General features: G+C 36.5%; 18 protein-coding genes. 13 read left to right on the top strand and 5 right to left on the bottom strand.

What is annotated here, in order from left to right; all coding sequences use genetic code 11:
- The 5 genes from mfd to FJR38_RS18160 all read left to right on the top strand — a co-directional run.
- Positions 1-2,223, top strand: a 2,223-nt coding sequence (mfd, locus tag FJR38_RS28645; protein WP_254449501.1) for a transcription-repair coupling factor, incomplete at its 5' end; no start/stop codon positions are given.
- A 112-nt stretch (positions 2,224-2,335) separates the two neighbouring features.
- Positions 2,336-3,727, top strand: coding sequence for an AAA family ATPase (locus FJR38_RS18145; protein WP_168538592.1), 1,392 nt, complete (start codon positions 2,336-2,338; stop codon positions 3,725-3,727).
- Positions 3,727-4,287, top strand: a complete 561-nt coding sequence (locus FJR38_RS18150) for a hypothetical protein (RefSeq protein WP_168538594.1) — start codon at positions 3,727-3,729, stop codon at positions 4,285-4,287. The genes FJR38_RS18145 and FJR38_RS18150 overlap by 1 nt, the downstream gene beginning before the upstream one ends.
- A 484-nt stretch (positions 4,288-4,771) precedes the next feature.
- Positions 4,772-6,115, top strand: a complete 1,344-nt coding sequence (locus tag FJR38_RS18155) for a protein kinase (RefSeq protein WP_168538598.1) — start codon at positions 4,772-4,774, stop codon at positions 6,113-6,115.
- 31 nt (positions 6,116-6,146) lie between these two features.
- Positions 6,147-6,650: an ureidoglycolate lyase gene (locus tag FJR38_RS18160; protein ID WP_168538600.1), complete on the top strand. Its 504-nt coding sequence runs from the start codon at positions 6,147-6,149 to the stop codon at positions 6,648-6,650.
- A 19-nt stretch (positions 6,651-6,669) separates the two neighbouring features.
- Here the strand turns inward: FJR38_RS18160 and FJR38_RS18165 are convergent, their stop codons facing one another.
- Entirely contained in the window at positions 6,670-7,086 is a 417-nt protein-coding gene (locus tag FJR38_RS18165; protein WP_168491635.1) for an NUDIX hydrolase, read from the bottom strand.
- A gap of 224 nt (positions 7,087-7,310) precedes the next feature.
- Between FJR38_RS18165 and FJR38_RS18170 the strand changes: the two genes are divergently transcribed.
- From FJR38_RS18170 to FJR38_RS18180, 3 genes are read left to right on the top strand one after another with little or no spacing between them, the layout of a single operon-like run.
- Complete coding sequence (locus tag FJR38_RS18170) at positions 7,311-7,754, top strand: hypothetical protein (protein WP_168538602.1); 444 nt, start codon at positions 7,311-7,313, stop codon at positions 7,752-7,754.
- A 56-nt stretch (positions 7,755-7,810) separates the two neighbouring features.
- The gene (locus FJR38_RS18175; RefSeq protein ID WP_168538604.1) at positions 7,811-8,629 is read left to right on the top strand and encodes an SDR family oxidoreductase; all 819 of its coding nucleotides are present in this window, start codon (positions 7,811-7,813) and stop codon (positions 8,627-8,629) included.
- Between the two features lie 17 nt (positions 8,630-8,646).
- The gene (locus FJR38_RS18180; RefSeq protein WP_168538606.1) at positions 8,647-9,903 is read left to right on the top strand and encodes a hypothetical protein; all 1,257 of its coding nucleotides are present in this window, start codon (positions 8,647-8,649) and stop codon (positions 9,901-9,903) included.
- Positions 9,904-10,134: 231 nt separating this feature from the next.
- Here FJR38_RS18180 and FJR38_RS18185 read toward each other — a convergent pair whose 3' ends face one another.
- Both FJR38_RS18185 and FJR38_RS18190 read right to left on the bottom strand, forming a co-directional pair.
- Complete coding sequence (locus tag FJR38_RS18185; RefSeq protein ID WP_168491642.1) at positions 10,135-10,590, bottom strand: cupin domain-containing protein; 456 nt, start codon at positions 10,588-10,590, stop codon at positions 10,135-10,137.
- 111 nt (positions 10,591-10,701) lie between these two features.
- Positions 10,702-11,472, bottom strand: coding sequence for a cysteine hydrolase family protein (locus tag FJR38_RS18190; RefSeq protein WP_168538608.1), 771 nt, complete (start codon positions 11,470-11,472; stop codon positions 10,702-10,704).
- An 82-nt stretch (positions 11,473-11,554) separates the two neighbouring features.
- Here FJR38_RS18190 and FJR38_RS18195 point away from each other — a divergent pair, with 82 nt between their 5' ends.
- The 3 genes from FJR38_RS18195 to FJR38_RS18205 all read left to right on the top strand — a co-directional run bounded on the left by FJR38_RS18195 (position 11,555) and on the right by FJR38_RS18205 (position 15,018).
- Positions 11,555-12,958 (top strand): amidohydrolase, encoded by a 1,404-nt coding sequence (locus tag FJR38_RS18195; RefSeq protein WP_168538610.1) that lies wholly within the window; start codon positions 11,555-11,557, stop codon positions 12,956-12,958.
- 45 nt (positions 12,959-13,003) lie between these two features.
- A complete protein-coding gene (locus FJR38_RS18200; RefSeq protein WP_168538612.1) occupies positions 13,004-14,212 on the top strand; it encodes a NupC/NupG family nucleoside CNT transporter in 1,209 nt (402 codons plus the stop codon).
- 65 nt (positions 14,213-14,277) lie between these two features.
- The gene (locus FJR38_RS18205; protein ID WP_168538614.1) at positions 14,278-15,018 is read left to right on the top strand and encodes a phytochelatin synthase family protein; all 741 of its coding nucleotides are present in this window, start codon (positions 14,278-14,280) and stop codon (positions 15,016-15,018) included.
- A gap of 69 nt (positions 15,019-15,087) precedes the next feature.
- On the opposite strand, the gene FJR38_RS18210 is transcribed toward FJR38_RS18205, so the two are convergent.
- Positions 15,088-15,498 (bottom strand): hypothetical protein, encoded by a 411-nt coding sequence (locus FJR38_RS18210; RefSeq protein ID WP_174764050.1) that lies wholly within the window; start codon positions 15,496-15,498, stop codon positions 15,088-15,090.
- Positions 15,499-15,628: 130 nt separating this feature from the next.
- On the bottom strand, positions 15,629-16,693 hold the full coding sequence (locus tag FJR38_RS18215; RefSeq protein ID WP_168538616.1) for a cupin-like domain-containing protein: 1,065 nt from the start codon (positions 16,691-16,693) through the stop codon (positions 15,629-15,631).
- Positions 16,694-17,151: 458 nt separating this feature from the next.
- On the opposite strand from FJR38_RS18215, the gene FJR38_RS18220 reads away from it, so the two are divergent.
- Both FJR38_RS18220 and FJR38_RS18225 read left to right on the top strand, forming a co-directional pair.
- Positions 17,152-20,949 carry an AMP-binding protein gene (locus tag FJR38_RS18220; RefSeq protein ID WP_168498918.1) on the top strand — a complete coding sequence of 1,266 codons (3,798 nt, stop codon included), beginning with the start codon at positions 17,152-17,154 and terminating at the stop codon, positions 20,947-20,949.
- The gene (locus tag FJR38_RS18225) at positions 20,946-23,054 is read left to right on the top strand and encodes a type I polyketide synthase (protein WP_168538618.1); all 2,109 of its coding nucleotides are present in this window, start codon (positions 20,946-20,948) and stop codon (positions 23,052-23,054) included. The genes FJR38_RS18220 and FJR38_RS18225 overlap by 4 nt, the downstream gene beginning before the upstream one ends.
- The last annotated feature ends 26 nt before the right edge of the window (positions 23,055-23,080 follow it).

Genomic DNA, 23,080 nt, shown 5'->3' on the forward strand with positions numbered 1-23,080 from the left:
TTTCAAGCTATTGATAAACTGCAAATTAATCATATCCCAATAGCTCTTAAATATTCCGGTTTAGCAGAATTAGAAGGTTTTATTTTACCTTCTTACCGTTTGGTTATTGTCACCGATAGAGAATTTTATGGACAACATTCTTTAGCTAATTTTGGCTATGTCCGTAAACGTCGTCAAGCTACATCTAAACAAGTAGATCCTAATAAATTACGTCAAGGGGATTTTGTTGTTCATCGTAGTCATGGTATTGGTAAATTTGTCAAGTTAGAAAGTTTAACAATTAATGATGAAACCCGTGATTATTTAGTTGTACAATATGCAGATGGTTTATTAAGAGTTGCTGCTGATCAAGTTGGTTCTTTATCCCGGTTTAGGACTAATGTAGATAAACCCCCAGAACTGCATAAAATGACCGGAAAAGCTTGGGATAATACTAAGAATAAAGTCCGAAAAGCGATTAAGAAACTAGCAGTAGACTTGTTAAAATTATATGCAGCGCGATCGCAACAAGAAGGTTTTTCCTATCCCCAGGATATGCCTTGGCAACAAGAAATGGAAGATTCTTTCCCTTATCAACCTACCACAGATCAGCTAAAAGCGGTACAAGATGTGAAACGGGATATGGAAAGTGAAAGACCGATGGATCGGTTAGTATGTGGAGATGTAGGTTTTGGGAAAACAGAAGTAGCAATTAGGGCGATTTTTAAAGCTGTCACCGCAGGAAAGCAAGTTGCACTTTTAGCACCAACGACGATTTTAACTCAACAACATTATCACACAATTAAAGAACGTTTTGCCCCTTATCCTGTGAATGTCGGTTTACTCAATCGTTTTCGCAGTGCCGAAGAAAAACGCAATATTCAAAAACGCCTCGCAACTGGAGAATTAGATATAGTTGTGGGGACACATCAGTTATTAGGTAAAAGTGTCCAATTTAAAGATTTAGGACTTTTAGTAATTGACGAAGAACAAAGATTTGGAGTTAATCAAAAGGAAAAAATCAAAAGTCTGAAAACGCAAGTTGATGTTTTAACTCTTTCTGCAACTCCTATTCCTAGAACCTTATATATGTCATTATCAGGAATTAGGGAAATGAGTTTAATTACCACTCCACCTCCTACCAGAAGACCAATTCAAACCCATTTAGCACCTTTAAACCCCGAAATTGTCAGAAGTGCAATTCGTCAAGAATTAGATCGGGGTGGACAAGTTTTTTATGTAGTACCGCGAGTAGATGGAATTGAAGAAACCACTACAAAATTGCGAGAAATGGTACCAGGAGGAAGATTTGCGATCGCCCATGGTCAAATGGACGAAAGCGAGTTAGAATCAACCATGCTTACTTTCGGAAATAATGACGCTGACATTCTTGTTTGTACAACAATTATTGAATCTGGTTTAGATATTCCCCGAGTCAATACAATTTTAATTGAAGATGCTCACCGTTTTGGTTTATCTCAATTATATCAATTACGGGGTCGTGTAGGACGTGCCGGCATTCAAGCCCACGCTTGGTTATTTTACCCCAAACAACGAGAATTATCTGATGCAGCCAGACAAAGATTAAGAGCAATTCAAGAATTTACACAACTCGGTTCTGGATATCAATTAGCAATGCGAGATATGGAAATTCGCGGTGTGGGAAACTTGCTAGGTGCAGAACAATCTGGTCAAATGGATGCAATTGGTTTTGATTTGTACATGGAAATGTTAGAAGAAGCAATTCGAGAAATTAGAGGTCAAGAAATCCCCAAAGTTGAAGATACTCAAGTTGACCTTAATCTCACTGCATTTATTCCTTCCACCTACATTACTGATCTTGATCAAAAAATGAGTGCTTATCGCGCTGTTGCAACTGCAAAATCAAAATATGAATTAAAACAAATTGCTGCTGAATGGACTGATAGATATGGTACTATCCCAGTTCCCGCAAATCAATTATTGCGCGTGATGGAATTAAAACAATTAGCCAAAAATCTCGGATTTAGCCGTATTAAACCAGAGAATAAACAACACATTGTTTTAGAAACACCAATGGAAGAACCAGCTTGGAATTTATTAGCAGAAAAACTAACTTCCAACATGAAAACAAGATTTGTTTATTCTCCTGGAAAAGTGACAGCAAGAGGTTTAGGAGTATTCAAAGCAGATCAACAATTGCAGACTTTAATCGAAACTTTCGTAAAAATGCAAGGTGCAATTTCGGAAACTACTGGAGTTTAATTTCGTAGGTTGGGTTAAGCGACAGCGCAACCCAACAAAAATATTAATCATGTTGGGTTTCCTTGCGTCAACTCAACCTACATCTGGGAGAATACAATTGGAGAGTAATAACATGAAAATTAAAGTCAAAAATCTTGGTGCTTTACGGGAAGCCGAATTTACTCTTGGTGACTTGACGATCATTTGTGGTGGCAACAATACCGGAAAAACTTACGCAACTTATGCCTTATTTGGCTTTTTATATACTTGGCGACGAATGCTTTCGATTCAAATCAACAATGATAAAATCGAGAAACTTCTCGCTGACGGAGTAATTCATCTTGATATACAAGAATATGTCAAAAAAACTGAGCAAATTATAACTAAAGCCTGTCACAGTTATACTCAGGAATTACCGAAAATTTTTGCAGCACCAACTGACAAATTTAAACAAACTGAGTTTAATATCAGCCTAGAAATAAAAAATGAGAATATTAATTTAGCAAGCAAATTTGATCTGACAATGAGAGCAGCTAATGCAGAACTTTTTTCAATTACCAAAAGTGAAGAAAATACAGAATTAGTTGTTACTCTCCTTGTGGAAAAAGACAAGGTAAAAATCCCTGCTGAAATCATTGAGCGTATAATTTCTGATGCCATAAAAGACATTATTTTTGATCAATTTTTTCCTCGTCCTTTTATTGCTAGTGCCGAACGAACTGGTGCGGCTATTTTTCGCAAAGAATTGAATTTTGCAAAAAATCGTTTACTAGAAGAAATGGGTCAAGCTGACAAAAATCTTGATACAATGGAACTTCTACTTAAAGAGTATGATGATTATGCTCTACCGATAAAAACGAATGTAGATTTTACTCGTAAACTTGAAACCATTATTAAAAAAAATAGTTTCATTACCGATAACTATCCTGATGTATTGGCTGATTTTACTGATATTATTGGTGGTGAATATACCGTCACCCGCAACGATGAGCTTTACTATGTGCCGAAGGGTAAACGGGTTAAACTTTCTATGGATGAAAGTTCTAGCGCAGTGCGTTCTTTATTAGATATAGGCTTTTACCTAAAACATGAGGCTCAAGTTGGTGATTTATTGATGGTAGATGAACCTGAATTAAATCTACACCCTGAAAATCAACGCCGAGTTGCACGGCTTTTTGCTCGATTGGTAAACCTTGGTATTAAAGTTTTTATCACTACCCACAGTGATTACATTATTAAAGAACTAAATATCCTGATCATGCTTAATCATGATAAACTTCATCTCAAGCGAATTGCTGAACAAGAAGGTTATCGGCCAGAAGAACTGATTGCTGCTGATAAAATCAAAGTTTATATTGCGGAAGAAGCAGATATAAAACTAGAGGGAAACACCAGAAAAACTAAATGTCAAACTCTTACACCCGCCGATATAAACCCAGAATTGGGTATTGAAGCTCGGAGTTTTGATACAACTATCGAAACGATGAACCGGATTCAGGAAGCAATTGTTTGGGGTGAGGAGTAATGTCTGATATTGCTATCTTGAAAGAAATGATTAAGGAAACAGCTACAGTATCATTAGAAAATGATCTCTACGGACGCAATAAGGTCATCCTCAAAGAGCCTAAACCTCCTAATTACTATGTAACTATTTATGGGATGCCTAATGATGATGATGTCATAATTATCAATGCAGATGAATTTAAGTCACCTGATACGATTTTTAAAGGAAATAGTGGTGAATGTAAACGTGCCGACTTTATTATCATTGCTAATACTGCTAAGAAAAAGGTAATTCTCTGTATTGAAATGAAGGCGAGTAAAGGAGGATCAATGAGAGATATTATTGCACAACTTAAAGGAGCAGAGTGTTTTGTCGCCTATTGTCGGCAAATTGGTCAGTCATTTTGGGATCATCAAAATTTTCTCAAAGATTACGAGTGGCGATTTATCAGTATCAAAAATATTACGCAAAAAACAAAGACCCGTTTTGACCCTAATCAAAACTTGGTTTCAGAATTAAAAATACTAACGAAAAAAGGCTCATCTTTTCAATTTAATGATTTAGTTTATTGTCAAAAATAATCATAATAATAGCTATGTAGTGAAGTACATTTAATTAAAGGAAATTATAGAAGCATATAGAAATACTATTTAGGGAATTTATCAAGATTCATAGACGAAAAATTAAAGTTTATCCATTTTGGCTTTTCCTGATGTGAATATTCATGTGAGTTAAATATTTTAAATTCATCTTTTTAAAATTTTCTATAAAAACTTTCCAGTTGCAATATAAACTGTTACTTTGGCATACTTAGTTACTGGAGAGACATTCCATAGGTGGAGATTCTCGGTTCTATAAAATTTATTTGGCACACCCTCACAAAGAAATGGTGTAAGTCCCATTAGATATTTTTATCTATGCAGGTAGAGACGTTACAGAGGAACGTCTCTACAATTCTGAATTCTGCTGTGTTTCCGACTTCTCTAAGCTACCAAGAATCTGCTATGCTACAGAAATTGACTTTGCATAAGCATTAGTTCAAAGTTGAATTCTTAACTATTAAAAATGTCATCTAAAATTATACTCACCATCACACAGGGTAAACTGTCTGGAAAACAATATATTTTTGAATCTCGCAGCACCTGTATCATTGGCAGAAACGATGATTGCAACTTGCAAATAGCGGATAAAGTTGATATGACTATTTCTCGCTATCACTGCTTACTGGATATTAACCCTCCAGATATTCGGGTGCGAGATTTAGGAAGTTTAAATGGTACTTTTGTCAACGGTAAAAAAATTGGACAAAGACAACGAGAACAACCAGCAAAAGAAGCTGTAAAATTAAACTTTCCTGAATATAATTTACAAGACGGTGATCAAATTAAGTTAGGCGATATTCTTTTTCAAATTGGTGTAGAAGTAGAAGCACAATTAGACAAAAATCCAGATTTATCTAGTGAAGAAAAAAATACTAAACCCAATTTTTTGAAGATTGTCAAAAACCTGCTAGATTTAGCTAAAAATGGTAATCCTGATCTGCAATCTCTATCTGGATATCGTTTAATTAAATCATTAGGTAAAGGTGGGTTTGGTGCGGTATTTTTAGTCCAGCATATTCAAAGCAATAGATTTTTCGCACTGAAGATCATGTTACCTGCGGTTGTCAGTCAAGAACAGGCTGTAAAAATGTTTCTAAAAGAAACAGAAAATACAAAAACTCTAAATCATCCTCATATCATCCAATTATTAGATTATGGCTTTGCAGAAAATGTCTTCTTTTTTATCATGGAATATTGTGAAGATGGGAATGTTTGGGATTTAATGCAAAGATCAGGATGGCGTTTATCTGTTGATATTGCTGTAGATATAACTTTGCAAATTCTTGATGGTTTGATCTATGCCCATGACGTGGATCTTCCCTACATAAAATTACCTGATGGTAGTCTCGTTAAAAGTAAAGGTTTAATTCACCAAGATATAAAACCAAATAATATTTTTATCACGGAAAATAATGATAAAATAGTAGTGAAAATTGGAGATTATGCTTTATCTAAAGCTTTTGATTTAGCTGGATTAAGTGGACAAACTTTAACAGAAACAAAGATGGGAACACCTGCATTTATGCCCCGTCAACAGGTACTAAATTTTCAAAACGCATTACCAGAAGTTGATATATGGGCAACAGCAGCTTGTTTATATAATATGTTAACGGGATATTTCCCCCGAAATTTTACAGGTGATCCTTGGCTATCAGTTTTACAAAATAATCCAATACCTATCAGTCAGCGTGATCATCATATTCCCAAAAAGTTAGCACAAGTGATAGATTTAGCTTTAAAGGAAAAACCACAAATTTATTTTCAAACAGCAGCGGAGTTTAAAGAAGCTTTGTTAAAGTGTATATAATCAAGTTTTCAGAATATCTAGTCACGAAGTTATGAACGCATTACCAACAATCCAACAATTACAGTCTCAATTAATCACACCAGAAAATTTTCAGCCTTATGGACAGGTAATATATGCGAGTGTAGATGGTAAGAATTTTGATCAAGAAGATGCACAGTTAAATTTACAAAATGGTATTCCCCGGTTTTATATTATGCGGCTGCATGAAAAAGGACGGCAATTTCACAGCATTACTCGTCATATCAAATGTACTCAATGTTTAGGTTCTTTGGATGGTAAAGAGTGGTTCATGGCAGTTTGTCCACCTGATAATGAAATTGATGAACCTGTATTATCAAAAATTGCTGCTTTTCGGATTCCGGGAAATTGTTTTATTAAATTAGAAACGGGAACTTGGCACGCAGGACCATATTTTGATCATGAGTCTGATGAGTTTATAGATTTCTACAATTTAGAACTGAGTGATACAAATGTAGAAGATCATTTTACTCATAACTTTCTCAAAAGTCATAATTTGTCTTTTGAGATGATTTAAAAGTCTCATTCACTTTTAACTAATTACTCATTACCCATGAAGTTTGAATGATTTTTTTTAGTGAAGTTTCTTTTACCAATTTAGCTGCTTGGTTAACTTCTAACCATTGTCTTTCTCTTTGAGTCGCTTCTGGCCAATCTTCTAAGACTTTTTCTACAGGTAATAAAAACAAATTAACTTCATAAGTATTACCCCGTTTCCGATACTTATAATTACCCAGTTTTTCGGTTGTAACTCTACCTAAAACGCCTGCTTCTTCCCATGCTTCCTTTGCTGCTGAATCATGGGGACTCATTCCTTTACAAAGTCCCCCTTTAGGAATCACCCAACCCTGACGACTACGAGTGGTGATCAATAAAACTTCAATTTTCCCATCTTGTATTCGGTAGGGAATAACTCCCGATTGTTGCATAATTTTAGAGGTTTTGCGAGTCATGGTGTAGATTCCTTGTTAATTAGGGTTTGCGATTTTAAACTTATAGTCTCAGATTAACAAAACCTATCTTAGTAATCTTGACTATAAATTCATTGTCCTTTAGTAACTATTTCACTGATTTAACTGCTGCTTCCGTATAATATTTGACTAAATTTTGATGATTTTGCTCCTAAATATTTCCTTCCCCAGAAACATACTATTTTTGTCCCAAAAAATATATACTTATGCAACCAAACCAGCAAATATTTTGGTTAATTGAACCTCAACGTAAACCATCACAACATATTATCGCTGGTGGTTTTATCTTACCAGATGGACAGGTAGCGATCGCTCGAAGTTCACCCTATTCTAGTCATGCTACTTTCCCTTGTATCCAATCTTTTCAAGAACTTCAACAGAAAAGAGGTAGAAACATCATCTTTGGTGAAAACTCACTCGATAATTATCATCTGCAAAGTTTTAAACTGGTGAGAAAAAAAGATATGACAGGCATCAGCGGAATTGGTATAGTTGCTGTAGGATGTTACTTTCAAGGTTTTGGTGATATCGCTGTCATGCAATGGCTAACTCAACCAGCTTCAACAGCTTGGTATACAGGAGGATGGGAACAAATTGAACTAATTCATGGACATAAAGGTAAGACTCACATTGTGATGGATTTGATTTAAAATTAACAGAATTAGTCCCTATTTAATTAAAGAATCATTAAAGAATATTTGAAATTATGAATACCATTGAAAATTCTCCCGAAAATGTCATCTTAGTTATCGGTTCTACTGGTGGAGTCGGACAGCTTGTAGTTGCTAAACTATTAGAAAAAGGCTTACCAGTTCGCATTCTCACACGAGATGCAGAAAAAGCTACAAAAATGTTTAATGACAAAGTAGAAATTGCGATTGGTAATATCTGCGAACCCAGCACTCTCACAGCCGCAATGGCAAATATTACCGCTATTATTTGTTGTACAGGAACTAGTGCTTTTCCTTCCGATAGATGGGAATTTTATCAAACCCCTAACATCATCGAATTAGGAATGGCTTTATTTAATCCCCAATTTCTAGAAGATAAAGCCAAAAATACCCCTACTAAAGTTGATACTGAAGGTGTAATTAATCTCATCACATCTGCACCAAAAAACTTAACCCGTTTCGTGCTTGTTTCTTCCTGTGGTATTCTTCGCAAACAGCAATTTCCTTTTACAATTCTCAATCTTTTCGGTGTGCTTGATGCTAAAGAAAAAGGAGAACAAGCTATTATCAATTCTGGACTACCTTATACTATCATTCGTCCAGGACGTTTAACTGATGGTCCTTATACATCCTATGATCTCAATACCCTTCTCCAAGCCACAACTCAAGGTAAATTAAACGTCGTCTTAGGTACAGGAGACACACTTTCAGGTGATACTAGCCGCATAGATGTTGCAGCAACTTGTGTAGAAAGTTTATTTTATGAAAGTTGTGTTAACAAAGTTTTTGAAATAGTGAATAAAGGCGATAGACCGACTACAATTAATTGGCAAAATCTTTTTTCACAACTATAAAAAATCAAGTAAAAACCATGAAAATTACTAATTTACAAATTCCCTTTGTTTTAATTCTGGCTAGTTTTGTTTTCTCACAACCAGGTTATAGCCAAAATCCCGTTTTAAATGAAGAAGTTACAAAATTAAGAACACAAGGACAAACAGGATTACAAACATTTATCAAATCCTATCTTAATAACTTAACATCCCCACCTTCACCACAAATTAAAACAGCCTTAGACCAATTGTGTCAACAACGAGATTGTTATGCTTCCAAATTATATTGGTACACAGATTTAGAACAAGCTAAAACCGCTGCTAAAATTAGTGGTAAACCAATTCTTTCATTGCGATTATTAGGGAGATTAGATACAGATCTTAGTTGTGCTAATAGCCGATTTTTTAGAGTAGCATTATATCCAAATCAGGAAATTTCTCAACGATTAAGAGAAAATTTTATCTTACATTGGCAAACAGTTCGTCCTGTCCCTAAAGTAACAATTGATTTTGGTGACGGACGCAAATTAGAAAGAACAATTACAGGTAATAGTATTCATTATATTTTAGATAGTTCTGGTCGTCCTATTGATGCTATTCCTGGACTTTATGGACCAAAAGCCTTTCTCAAACAACTCCAACAAGCGCAAATAATAGCTAAAGATTTGGGTAAACAAAATGGTGAAAAATACACCAATTTATTACAGAAATATCATCAAGGCCGTCTTGATAATATTCAAAATCAATGGAGAACAGATTTATCTAAGTTGGGTATTCAATCTCCACCTCGGTTAATAGAACCCACAAATAATGCTAGTTCATTTCCTAGTGCAGCAATAGCAGGTTCTTTAGCAGTTTCTAAGTCTGTTGTCGAAAGACCAATTCTTAATTCTATTCAACCAGAAACATCAAAAACTTCTTCAGAAATCCTTGATCAAGCAACTTGGAATAGATTAGCGAGACTATATCAAAATGATGCTAAACTTGATAGAAATAGCATTGCTTTAATTGCAGATAAAAAGCTACCAAATACAACAGAGAAAAATGATTTATCTAAAGTAATTCGTAATTTTGAAACTGTCATGGCTTTAGATACCGTTAGAAATGAATATATGTTACATAGACAAATTCATCAGTGGTTTATAGACGAAAATTCAACATCAGATGTTAATCAACTGAATGAAAAAGTTTATGCTGAATTGTTTTTAACTCCTAGTTCTGATCCTTGGTTAGGGTTAGTTAACAATGATACTTATAGTGCGATCGATAATGGTGGAGTTGTTGAGAAAAATTAGTTTTAAAAGGGCGACTAGAAGTCGCTACTACACTACTACACAAGCAAAGTCCACACTATGGCTAACGCCACGCTACGCTATCGACAAGCTCAGTGACCGCCTGCGTGGACTAAAGGCTTTAACCCACGCAGGTGGGTTTTATCTTTGTAGTCTTTTCAAGCATCCTCTTAACCCACGTAGGTGGGTTTTGTCTTTGTAGCCGCGACTTCTAGTCGCCCGACGGGTAATAAATTAGACAAACTTAAAAGAATCTAATCTTCCTAGAACAGTCATATCTTCATCATCTAATTCTACGGGAATACCACTGCGAATTAGTTCCGAAAAATCCTCATTAGGAATCATAATTGTCAAAGCGTAAAGACGAGTTTCACCAGTATTTCTAATCAAATGTGTACCTGTCGGTGGCACTAACAAACTATCTCCAGCGTTGATATCTACTTGTTTACCATCACAAATTGCAATTCCTTCTCCTTTGAGGATAAAAAACATTTCTACAGCCCATTGATGGCGATTTGGTGGTGTTTGTCCACCTACATCAAATATTTCCACACAACAAGTTAAAGAAGTATTCGCACTGCTGGAATCAAAGATAATTGCTAATCGGTTAGAATTATGGGGACTAATCCGATAAGCTTGATAATCTTTGGGAGATTTGATAATGGGAATTACACAGCTAGTAGCGTACATATTGGTAATGGGTAATTGGTAATTGGTGTTTTCTACTTCAATTAAATTACAGCAGATAACTGAGGTACGAAATATAAATTCAAAGCCAGACACTATTCCTGACTTCTACTGTTAATTATTAATCGCCGTTACAATTGCTGACGAATCTGTTACAAAACCGAAACATTGTTTCACATTATATAAAGTTGCTAACCAACAATATTCCGGTGAGGTTGTAGCCGTACAATCTTTGACTAAAATACAGTCATATCCTAAAAAATTGGCATCACACAAAGTTGATAAAACACATTGATCAGCATTTACACCAGCAAAGAATAGTGTAGTTAAACCTAAATTTCGCAAAATACTATCTAAAGGTGTATCCCAAAATCCACTCATGCGATATTTATCAACCTGGATATCTTCTGGTAGCTGTTCTAGTTCTTCCACTACCGCAGCAGCCCAACTTCCCTTCATAAGTACCTTAGCACTGTTGCTGGGCAAGGGATCACCTAATCCGACACCTTCTCCTGTGGGGTTGTATACGTGCAGTAACCCCGCACTGATATTCAGTAAATCGGGACGATTTCCCCAATTTAACCAAATGATCGGCACATCAGCAACCCTAAGTTGTGGTAATAATTGTTGCAGAGGTGCGATCGCTTGTCGGGCAGGAGTGACATCTACACCAATATGTGCTAACCAACCATCAGGATGACAGAAATCGTTTTGCATATCAATCACGATGATAGCAGCTTTGGACAAATCGCAACGGAGAGTTTTAGTTTCTGTTGCTAAAATAACTGGTTGTGGAGTTTTTTGAGGACGGGTAATATCTGCAAATGTCTGATTTACTTCCCAAGCGTTGGGGAAAATTCCTAATTTCCGAACTGGTAGATTCATAAATGCCGATTCTCAATATCCTTGTTTAACTTGTAGCTTGCAATTAGATTAAGCGATCAATTACTTAATTAAGGTTAAAATCATGAATTTTTTTACTATCAAGAATACTCTAATTAGCGTTACAAATAGTTACATAACTACAGATGTACAGGTTGTAGATGGTAAAATCACCGCTATTGCCCCTAATTTAGAGATAATTGGCACAGCAATTAATGGAGAGAATAAACTCTTACTACCTGGGTTTTTCAATGCCCATACCCATTCTTCGGAAATGTGGCAACGAGGAGTAATTCCCCCTTTACCTCTGGAATTATGGTTAGCACATTTATATGATTTTACTCCTTTAAATACAGAACAAGTTTATCTCAGTGCCTTGGCAACAGCAGTAGAAACTCTACTTTCTGGAGGAACAAGTTTAGTAGATCATTTAGTATTAATTCCTGGACAAGAATTAGAAACCATTGCCGCAGCAGTTCGCGCTTATCAAGAAATAGGAATTCGGGCTTTTATTGCCCCTTTAATTCAAGATCAATCTTTGAGTATGAGTATACCCAATGGAGATTCACAACCAAATCATGAATCTTATTTTCGTTCTACTGGGGAAACTTTAGCCATTATCGAAACAGCAGTAAGGCAATTTCATCAACCGGAAGCAGGAATTAATATTTTAGTTGCACCAACAGGAATTCAGTTATGTAGCGATGCCTTATTTACAGGATGTATGGCATTAAGTAATAAATACGATCTTTGTCGTCATGCCCATTTATTAGAAACTAAAGCCCAGGAAAAACTAGCTGAAGAAAAATATGGTTGTACTGCGGTTGAACATTTACACAAACTTGGTTTTTTGAACAGTTCTACAAGTTTAGCGCATTGTGTATGGTTAACCGAATCTGATATTAATATTCTCGCCCAAACGCAATCTACAGTTGTTCATAATCCTTTAAGTAATCTCCGTTTAGGCAGTGGTATCGCTCCTATTATCAAATATATCCAAGCAGGAATAAATGTAACTTTTGGTTGTGATGGTGCTTCTAGTAATGACTCTCAAGACTTGTTAGAAGCTATTAAAATTGGTTCTATTCTGCACAATACTACAGAACTAGATTATCACCACTGGATTACACCACGTCAAGCTGTAGAAATGGCATCTTTAGGAGGTGCAAAGGGTTTGAATGTAGAAGATCAACTTGGTTCGCTTACTGTTGGCAAAAAAGCCGATTTAGTGTTATATGATCTCAACAATTTATCATTACTTCCTCGGACAGATCCCCTGGGTTTATTAGTTTTAGTTCGTACTGTCAATGTTGTTAATAGTGCTTGGGTAAATGGTAAGCAAATTATTAATAATGGGAAAATTACTACAATTAATGTTGATGAATTGCAACAAGAAATTTTCAATTGGAATCACTGGGAAACACATCCCAAATCAGCAACTGTAGCTAAATTAGCCCCTCATTATCGGCAAATAATGGGATTAACTTAATTCACATAAAGATGTAAAGTAGAGATATCAATAATTTCATCGAATATGGAACGTGTTATTTCTACTTTAGGACTCTTCGTTTTTATCGGTATATCCTATGCCCTTTCTGTTAACCGTCGTGGTGTGCGTTGGCGTACAGTTGCTTGGGGGTTAGGCTTGGAATTTATCTTGGCTTTAGTAATTCTCAAAACGCCTTGGGGTTTGAATTTATTTAAATCTTTAGGAGATATCATTGGTAATTTTTTAGCTTTCTCTGATGTGGGAGCAAAATTTGTCTTTGGTGAAAACTTTAAAGATCATTTTTTTGCTTTTCAAATTCTCCCAACCATTATCTTTTTCTCATCATTTATTAGTATTCTCTACTACTATGGTATTTTGCAAAGGGTTGTTAATGCCCTAGCATTGGTAATGATGAAAACTATGAAAACATCGGGATCTGAATCTTTATCTTGCGCTGGAAATATCTTCTTGGGACCCACAGAAGCAGCACTCATGGTTAAGCCTTATATAGCAACTATGACTCAATCTGAATTGCACGCTGTGATGACTGGAGGTTTTGCGACTATTGCCGGTGGAGTATTAGGTGCTTATCTGTCTTTTGGGATGCCATCAGAACATTTAATTGCCGCTTTTTTTATGACTTCTCCTGTTTCTTTAATAGTATCAAAAATAATGTATCCAGAAACAGATGTATCGGCAACTAAGGGGAAAGTTGATATAGATATCAAGAGTAATTATGTTAATGCTATTGATGCAGCAACTTCAGGAGCAATTGAAGGTGTAAAATTAGCGGTTAATGTGGGGGTAATAGTTATTGCTTTTTTGAGTTTATTGGCTGCTGTAAATGCCTGTTTAGGTTGGTTGGGAAGTTTGGTAGGTTATCCACAATTATCTTTAGAATGGATGTTATCTTTTGTTATGTCTCCTTTAGCATGGTTAATGGGGATAACTTGGGCTGATTGTGGACAAGTTGGGGTATTATTAGGTAAAAAAACGATTCTCAATGAATTTATTGCTTATTTGGATTTAGGAGAACTGATTAAAAAACAAGAAATTTCTCAACGTTCAGCAATTATTGCTACTTATGCCTTATGCAATTTTGCTAATATTGGCTCGATTGGAATTACTATTGGTGGTATGAGTGGCATCGCACCCAATCGTCAACAAGACTTAGCACGTATGGGTGTAAAAACGATGATTGGCGGATTATTAGCAGGTTTCATTACTGCTGCGATCGCCGGAATGTTGATTTAAGAAAACCATAGAAGTATGGCTTGCTTTTGTGATTAAAAAATTTACAATTAGGTTAAAAATGAATTATGAAATTGAGGGTAATCCGTTCTATTAAAACATCAATTAGAGTTATAATTCTGGGTATTTGTTTAGCTGGAGGCAATGTTTTTGCTCAAACATTACCACTTTCATCTAACTTAATTAGTTTTGATACTCCGGAAGGGGAAACTTTATTGATTGCGAGTAAATCAAAAAGTGATTTTTTTCCATTAAGTACACAATTTGTCACACAAAATAATCAGGCATATTGCGGGGTTGCTAGTATTGTTATGGTGCTAAATAGCTTGAAAATCCCTGCACCAGAAGCACCCCAATATAAACCATTTCGGGTATTTACTCAAGATAACTTTTTTACTAATGAAAAAACTAGAAATGTAGTAACTTCGGAAATTGTTTCTCGTCAAGGTATGACTTTAAGTGAGTTAGGAGGATTGTTAGGAAGTTATCATGTACAAGTTAAAGTTTATCATGCTGGTGATACGAGTTTAGAAGAATTTCGTAAGTTAGCAGCAGAGAATTTAAAACAAACAAAAAACTTTGTTGTTATTAACTATTTACGTAAAGAAATTGGTCAAGAAAGAGGTGGACATATTTCGCCTTTGGCAGCATATAATGAGTTAACAGATAGATTTTTAATTATGGATGTTTCTCGCTATAAATATCCCCCATTTTGGGTAAAAACAGCAGATTTATGGAAAGCAATGAATACAGTTGATTCAACAGCAGGGAAGACACGGGGGTTTGTCTTTGTGAGTAAGAATAATTGATATGGGTAATGGAAATGCTACTTTAGAAGCAGTAGCAGATCCTCTTGGTGAGGGCTTACCTAGAGGCTATTAATTCTTTTTGCCATAACCTAATTGCCAACTCTTGATTTGTTTTAAGTCGTTAATTTTACCTGTGGAAATAAGTCTCAATGCGGTGCGTGTTTGTAAATATCCCTTGACTAAATAATGTCCTGGTTTAGCATTGATTTCGTCTATAGTTTGACTAGGATTGATGGTAATTCCACAAAATTTTTTATTGACTGGTAAATTAATTGTGATCAAACGATCATATACATAATTATTTGGCAGCATAAACACAGCATATACATGATGCTGACCTAACCAAGGACGAACCACAACTTTCTCAGGATGGAGATAAGATTGTGTAGTTTGGCTAACCATAAATCCCCCGTTTTCACAGGGGTAATCTGGTAATTTATTCCAGAACTTAACAACGCCAATGATCACAACTAAAGTCAAGGAGAATAAGAAATAAGGGAGTTGACGGTTTCGCACTGCTACTATTAATAACTATGATTTTTACTCATAGTTTTGATTTTACTAAATTACTGAAAATAATCACCTGCGATCGCTGACAATATGAAAAATATTATTCAGCCCCCGTAATTGCTTTATTGAGTTTATCACTATCATATAGCCCAGATACAAATTCAGGCTCATGAGCAAGTATTTTTCTCTTAGCAAACTTATGTTCACGCAGATAAAATTTCACAGTATTAAATGTCTCAGCTTGTTCAGCATTTAAATCAGCCAAACTTTTATCTTCTATAAGACTACTCTTTTTAGTGTTATTTAAAGGTACTCCTATAGATTTCCAGTACAGCAAATTTTTCACAAGTTCTAGAACAGTCATTGGAAACAGAAAAGACAAAGATAAGTTTAGCCCTGGTGGAGAAACTACACCATGTAACCAATTAGTAGGTAAATACAATATTTCCCCTTCCTGAAGCTCAAAATCATAGTATTCTAAATTATCTAAACTAGCGTCACTTAAATTTAGTTTAGTTAGATCACATTGAAATACAGATTCTAATAATTCCTTTTTTTGAAAATGAGAAGCTATCCACCATCTTTTCCTTCCTGCTAATTGTACAAAAAAGTTACATAAGCCATGATCTGCATGAATGAAGGTATTAGTATTACCTTGACTACACCAGGTATTACCATTGACTATAGTAGATAAATTGGATAGAATAAATTTGCCAAAAATCCCTTTCTTTAAGCCTATGAATATAATTACTTTTTGCAGAAGGGAAGAATCCACTAGTTTTTCTCGAAAGAATTCTGTATTAAAAAAGAATTGAATGATATTTTCTAGTTGATGATTGTATTTCTCATCTTTAAATCCAATTGGCGAGAGAATTTTATCCTTGGTGAAAAAGAATAGAGATGTGGAATAAGTTTTACTACCACGAGAATCTTCCCCTCTGGAGTATTCCATAATATTATTGAGATCGCTTAAATTATCATTGCTCTTAAAAACTTGTTCTTTGTAATTTTGTTCAAAATTTATGAGAGTATTTTTTAATGATTGAATTCGTGATATATCGTTTTCATTTAAATTATAAATAATTGGTTTTTGAAAGTTCTCAGTTTCTTTTTTAAGAGTGCTATAGTTGGCATCTTTTACCCTTGTAATTTCTAAGCGTCTCACCATATATTACCTACCTAGTGCAATTGTTTTGGATTTTAGCTGTAAATTCTATCAGTATTGTGAAAATTTATGGCGCTAAATTGGTTTTTAGCCTGTTTTCATTTGCTTATTCAAAATTAGCTAACAGTTAAGCTACTATATAGCAGACAACGTTACCTAATATTACTGATCACGAGTAAAGTTAAAATAATTACTGAAATATCTTGCCAAAGTCCAGGAACTAATGCAATTATTTTAGTGCTAATTTAAAATTCACTGTTTTTAATTGACAAAATTATGATTACCATGCTACTGAAAGTTTAAGTCAGACTGCTTGCAAGTCATAGTGATTCACTATACACTGCATAATTAGTACCAATAAATACTAGCAATGCCTAGCCTAAATGTCAGGTATTTTATAAATAGCTGCCAAAATCATAGACTTGCTGATAACTGCACAATTTTGTCATAGAGGCCAAATGACGATTGATCTGAATTATTGCCCAAACACTCTAGTAGACCTGCTACAGAAAAGAGCATTATACCATCCGAGCCAGACAGCATATACCTTTCTGGAAAATGGGGAAATAGAATCAGACAGTTTGACATATCAACAGTTAGATACAAAAGCCAGAGCGATCGCTTCTGAACTCCAGTCATTTTTAGCACCAGGTGATCGAGTATTACTACTGTATCCATCTGGGTTAGAATTTATTTGTGCATTCTTTGGGTGTCTGTATGCTGGTGTAGTAGCCATTCCCGCCTATCCACCCCGACGTAATCAGAATATGTCTAGGCTAGAGGCAATTATCAGAGATGCCCAAGCAGCAGCAGTATTAACAACTACAGGTTTATTGGCAAATATACAGGAGCGGATCAGCGAAAATCCCGAATTCAATATATTAAAATCCTTAGCAACAGATAATATTCATACTGACCAAGCCTTAAACTGGGAAAAACCAGCAATTAACAGCGATACACTGGCCTTTCTGCAATACACCTCCGGTTCTACAGGCACACCAAAAGGCGTAATGGTGAGTCATAGTAATTTGCTATACAACGAGCAAATGATTCAAATAGCCTTTAATCATGATCAAAGCACTATTTTTGCTGGTTGGCTGCCCTTATTTCATGACATGGGATTGATAGGAAATGTCCTCCAGCCCATGTACTTGGGGATACCATGTTATTTAATGTCACCAGTAGACTTTATCCAAAAGCCATATCGCTGGTTAGCGGCTATTTCTCGCTACAAAGCCACCACATCAGGAGGACCTAACTTTGCTTATGATTTGTGTGTTCGTAAAATCACACCAGAACAAATAGCAACTTTAGATTTAAGTAGTTGGCAAGTAGCCTTTAATGGTGCAGAACCCATTCACGCCCAAACCCTGGAAAAATTTACTACCACCTTTGCATCCTGTGGTTTTCGCCCAGAAGCATTTTATCCCTGTTACGGCATGGCAGAAACAACTTTATTAGTTTCTGGCGGCTTACAAACAGCAGATCCTGTGATGATTTCAGTAGCCGAAACAGCCCTAGCACAAAACCAGATTATTACCACCACAAAACCGCAAAATAGCCGAAAAATCGTTGGTTGTGGGCAAACATGGTTAGAGCAAGAAATCATCATCGCTGATCCAGAATCCTTAACTCGTTGTCTGGCTAATCAAGTGGGAGAGATTTGGGTATCAGGACCCCATGTAGCCCAAGGTTATTGGCAAAGATCAGAACAGACAGAAGCCACCTTTAACGCCTATTTAGCAGATACCAAAGCCGGACCATTTCTCCGCACTGGTGATTTAGGATTTGTGCAGAATGGTGAATTATTTGTTACCGGACGAATTAAAGATGTCATTATTATCCGTGGTCGTAATCATTACCCCCAAGATATTGAACTAACAGTAGAAAACAGTCATCCAGCCCTCAAACCAGGCAGCGGGGCAGCATTTACAGTAGAAGTAGATGGTGAAGAAAGACTGGTTATTGCCCAAGAAGTAGAACGGACTTATATCCGTAAACTTGATGTTGATGAAGTAGTTGAAGCTATCCGCAGAGTAGTTTCTATTCACCATGAATTACAAATTTATGCCGTAGTTTTACTGAAAACAGGCAGTATTTTCAAGACATCCAGTGGCAAAATCCAGCGCCAAGCTTGTCGAGCAGCATTTTTAGCAGATAGTTTCAGTGTGGTAGGGAGTTGGCAGTCAGAACCTATACAACAATCTCCACGAAATTCTCTCCCAGTTGTCGCCAATAACAGCAAATCCCGTGCCGATGATCTGATTAATTGGCTGCGGAACTATGCAGGAGAACGGATTAACTCCAGGATAATTGATGAACGTCGCTGCATTCCGCCTTATATTGTCCTTGATTTCGGAAATCGGGGGATTTTGGGAATGCAAGTTCCCGAACAGTATGGAGGAATCGCTCTCAGTAATCGTGACACCTTACGGGTAATTGAACAACTCGCCGCCATTGACCTCACTCTGGCCTCTTTTGTCGGTGTTCATCATGCTTTGGGAACTCGTCCCTTGATGAACTACGCTACATCTAGTATCCGGGATCAATTTCTGCCTTTAATTGCTCAAGGTCGTGAATTAGGGGCTTTTGCAATTACCGAACCCTGTGCCGGTTCTAACCCTAGAGGCATTTTATCCCAAGCAATTCCCGATTCTCAAGGTGGTTGGCGGTTGCGTGGTCAAAAAGAATGGATTGGTACAGGTGCATGGGCGGGAATTATCAATGTTTTTGTGCAATTACTGAATGAAAATCATCAACCAATTGGGATTACTGGTTTCATGATTCGTCAAGGGACAAAAGGATTGCGCCAAGGTCCAGAAGCCTTGACAATGGGCATGAGAGGCATGGTGCAAAATAAGATATATCTTGATGATGTGAGCGTGACTTCTGAACATTTATTAGGGGAATTAGGCGGAGGTTTAGAAGTTGCTCAAGATGCGATGATGTTCGGACGATTAGGTTTAGGAGCAATGAGTATTGGGGGGATGAAACGTTGTACTCAATTGATGCTGCGCTATGGTTCACGCCGTTCTATTTCTACAGGTCGTTTAATAGATAATCCTTTAACATTAAATTGGTTAACGGAAATTACAGCGGCTATTACAACTTTAGAAACTCTAGTTTTTAGAATTGCGGATTTATTAGATCAGGGTTATTCTCTTCCTGAAGAAGCCTATGCAGCTTGTAAAACATCAGGTCCAGAATTTTTATGGCAAGCGGCTGATCATTTAGTACAATTATTAGGTGGTCGGGGTTATATAGAGACGAATATTGCTCCCCAAATTCTCAGAGATGCGAGACTACTTCGCATTTTTGAAGGTCCGACGGAAACATTAAATATGTTTTTGGGATCACGGATTTTAAACAAAAGCGCAGAATTAGATAATTTCTTGTGTGTCGGTTTAGAAGCGCCGGAAATTGCTGAAGTTCTCAAAGCAGCAGTAACACAAATTAATGCTCAGTTTACTAATTCTAAAAATAATGTGGAGAGCCGACAATGGTTGTATCTACGAACTGGTGAATTAACAACTTGGGCGATTCTTTTGGCTGCATTAGCAGGAAAAATCAACCGATGTGATGCTGATCATTTACAACGAGCATTCACTTGGGCAAGATTAAATTTTGAACAGAAACTTACTAATTTACTAAATGGAACACCAGCCGAATTAATTAGAGATGATGCTAATGTGATTGTGAATCAGATATATAATTACACTGACACTATTGGCGATATAGAACAAGTTTTAGCAGGAGAAGATACTGATCTTGATCAATTATTAAAACAGGGAACAGGGAACAGGGAACAGGGAACAGAGAGCAGGGAACAGGGAACAGTTAATAATTTTCCGAATGACGTTCACACAGAGTTACCAAAGGAAATAGTACCAAGTACCAAAAATTCTTTTGAATCTGTAGGAAACTGGATTGAAAAATGGTTAGCTGAAAAATTAAGAATAGATATCAATAAAATTGATGTGGGGAAATCCTTTGCTGATTATGGCATGGATTCAGTTATGGCTGTTGAATTAGCTCAAGAATTGGAAGAATGGTTAGATCGTCCTTTAGAAGCTACTATAATTTGGAATTTTCCAACTATTGAATCTTTATGTAAATATTTAACTAATCAAATCCCAGATTTGCCCTTGGAAAAGCCAATTTCTAGTAACCAAAATCAGCCTGCTGAATTGGATCTGGAAGCATTAATTAATCAGGAAATATCAGAGTTAGAAAATTTATTGGAGCAAAGGAAATGAGTAATATTTCCGCATCTAATCAGGATCAAAATGCCACATTACAACGGTTACTAAATGCCCTCAAGCAAGCCCGCACTCAATTAGAAAATGTAGAGCGCCAAAAAACCGAACCGATTGCTATTATTGGGATGGGGTTGCGGTTTCCTGGAGGTGTCAAAAATCCGGAAACATTTTGGCAATTATTAGCAAATGGCAAAGATGCAATTACAGAAATTCCGGCTCAACGTTGGGATGTTGATCGTTATTATGATCCTGATCCAGATGCTCCTGGTAAAATGTATACTCGCTATGGCGGTTTTTTAGATGCAGTAGATCAATTTGATCCACAATTTTTTGGCATTTCTCCCCGCGAAGCCATAGACATGGACCCCCAACAAAGGCTACTTCTAGAAGTTGCTTGGGAAGCGATAGAAAATGCGGGAATAGCCGCAGAAGGACTCAAAGGCACGCAAACCGGGCTATTTGTAGGGATGAGTGCGGATGATTATTCCCAACTTAGTATCAATTTTGATGATTTAAACCGTCTTGATGCTTACAGTGGTTTTGGGACGGCGCGGAGTATCGCTATCGGCCGTTTGGCTTATATCCTGGGTTTACAGGGTTTGACAATGCAGTTAGATACATCTTGCTCATCTTCGTTGTTGGGTATTCATTTAGCTTGTCAAAGTCTGCGTTCCGGTGAATGCAATCTCGCTTTAGCCGGTGGGGTGAATTTGATGCTTTCCCCAATTACCACCATTTTATTCTGCAAAACCAAGGCTTTGTCTGCGGACGGACACTGTAAAACCTTTGATGCTGCGGCTGATGGTTATGCTAGGGGTGAAGGCTGTGGGATGGTAGTGCTGAAAAGATTATCGGATGCGATCGCTGATAATGATAACATTCTGGCAGTAATTCGCGGTTCTGCTGCCAACCACGATGGTAAAAGTAACGGGTTGACAGCCCCTAACGGCTCGGCTCAAGAAGCCGTCATTAAGCAAGCATTAGCCAATGCTAGGGTAAAACCAGAGCAGATCCAATATGTGGAAGCACACGGTACAGGCACACCTTTGGGAGATCCCATTGAGGTATTAGCATTAGGAAAAGTTTTCGGCGAAAATCGGTCAAAGCAAGATCCTTTGATGATTGGTTCTTTGAAAACTAATTTTGGACATTTGGAAGCAGCAGTTGGTGTAGCTAGTTTAATTAAAGTAATTTTATCTTTGCAACATCAACAAATTCCCCCACATCTGAATTTTAAAAATCCTAGTCCCTATATTCCTTGGGATAAATTACCAATTGCAGTTGCTACCGAATTAACTCCTTGGACAGGAAAAGATGGACAAAATTTAGCCGGAGTTAGCTGCTTTGGCATGAGTGGTACAAATGTGCATTTAATTGTTGAATCAGCACCGGAACAATTAAAGAATGGAGATCATATTCAAGAACGTCCATTGCATCTTTTGACACTTTCAGGGAAAAGTGAACAAGCTTTGCGGGATTTGGTGCAGAACTATCAGGAATTTTTAAGTCAAAAACCAGCGGTATCTATTGCAGATATATCTTTTACAGCCAATACAGGGCGATCGCATTTTGACCACAGATTAGCTATAATTGCCGAATCAAATCTCCAGTTAAGTCACCAATTAAATATTTTCTTGACAGGAATAGCAGATGTAGAAACGTTCCAGGAAATCTCTTTACAAGGTCAATTAACTAGCAATAAATCCCCCAAAATAGCCTTCCTCTGCACAGGACAAGGTTCGCAATATGTGGGAATGGGAAAATCACTATATGAAACTCAACCAATATTTAGAAAAGCTATAGAAGAATGTAATCGAATACTCAATCAATATTTAGAAAAACCACTAATAGAAATCCTGTACACAGAAACAAACTTAATTAATCAAACAGCCTATACTCAACCTGCCTTATTTGCCATAGAATATGCCTTAGCACAAATGTGGCAATCATGGGGAATTAAACCAGATATAGTTATAGGTCATAGTGTAGGTGAATATGTCGCCGCTTGTCTAGCAGGAATATTCAGTTTAGAAGACGGATTAAAACTAATTGCCTATCGTGGTAAACTCATGCAGCAGCTACCACGGGGAGGAGAATGGTAGCCATTATTGCCACAGCAGCACAATTC

Origin of the sequence: Anabaena sp. UHCC 0253 (assembly GCF_009712085.1) — a bacterium.
GTDB lineage: Bacteria > Cyanobacteriota > Cyanobacteriia > Cyanobacteriales > Nostocaceae > Dolichospermum.

What these genes read in the sequence shown, in the direction of transcription:
- FJR38_RS18150 (WP_168538594.1), top strand. Translation starts at nt 3,727, where the DNA reads ATGTCTGATATTGCTATCTTGAAAGAAATGATTAAGGAAACAGCTACA.
- FJR38_RS18225 (WP_168538618.1), top strand. Translation starts at nt 20,946, where the DNA reads ATGAGTAATATTTCCGCATCTAATCAGGATCAAAATGCCACATTACAA.
- FJR38_RS18180 (WP_168538606.1), top strand. Translation starts at nt 8,647, where the DNA reads ATGAAAATTACTAATTTACAAATTCCCTTTGTTTTAATTCTGGCTAGT.
- FJR38_RS18170 (WP_168538602.1), top strand. Translation starts at nt 7,311, where the DNA reads ATGCAACCAAACCAGCAAATATTTTGGTTAATTGAACCTCAACGTAAA.
- FJR38_RS18220 (WP_168498918.1), top strand. Translation starts at nt 17,152, where the DNA reads ATGACGATTGATCTGAATTATTGCCCAAACACTCTAGTAGACCTGCTA.
- FJR38_RS18185 (WP_168491642.1), bottom strand. Translation starts at nt 10,590, where the DNA reads ATGTACGCTACTAGCTGTGTAATTCCCATTATCAAATCTCCCAAAGAT.
- FJR38_RS18165 (WP_168491635.1), bottom strand. Translation starts at nt 7,086, where the DNA reads ATGACTCGCAAAACCTCTAAAATTATGCAACAATCGGGAGTTATTCCC.
- FJR38_RS18155 (WP_168538598.1), top strand. Translation starts at nt 4,772, where the DNA reads ATGTCATCTAAAATTATACTCACCATCACACAGGGTAAACTGTCTGGA.
- FJR38_RS18145 (WP_168538592.1), top strand. Translation starts at nt 2,336, where the DNA reads ATGAAAATTAAAGTCAAAAATCTTGGTGCTTTACGGGAAGCCGAATTT.
- FJR38_RS18200 (WP_168538612.1), top strand. Translation starts at nt 13,004, where the DNA reads ATGGAACGTGTTATTTCTACTTTAGGACTCTTCGTTTTTATCGGTATA.
- FJR38_RS18205 (WP_168538614.1), top strand. Translation starts at nt 14,278, where the DNA reads ATGAAATTGAGGGTAATCCGTTCTATTAAAACATCAATTAGAGTTATA.
- FJR38_RS18175 (WP_168538604.1), top strand. Translation starts at nt 7,811, where the DNA reads ATGAATACCATTGAAAATTCTCCCGAAAATGTCATCTTAGTTATCGGT.
- FJR38_RS18195 (WP_168538610.1), top strand. Translation starts at nt 11,555, where the DNA reads ATGAATTTTTTTACTATCAAGAATACTCTAATTAGCGTTACAAATAGT.
- FJR38_RS18190 (WP_168538608.1), bottom strand. Translation starts at nt 11,472, where the DNA reads ATGAATCTACCAGTTCGGAAATTAGGAATTTTCCCCAACGCTTGGGAA.
- FJR38_RS18160 (WP_168538600.1), top strand. Translation starts at nt 6,147, where the DNA reads ATGAACGCATTACCAACAATCCAACAATTACAGTCTCAATTAATCACA.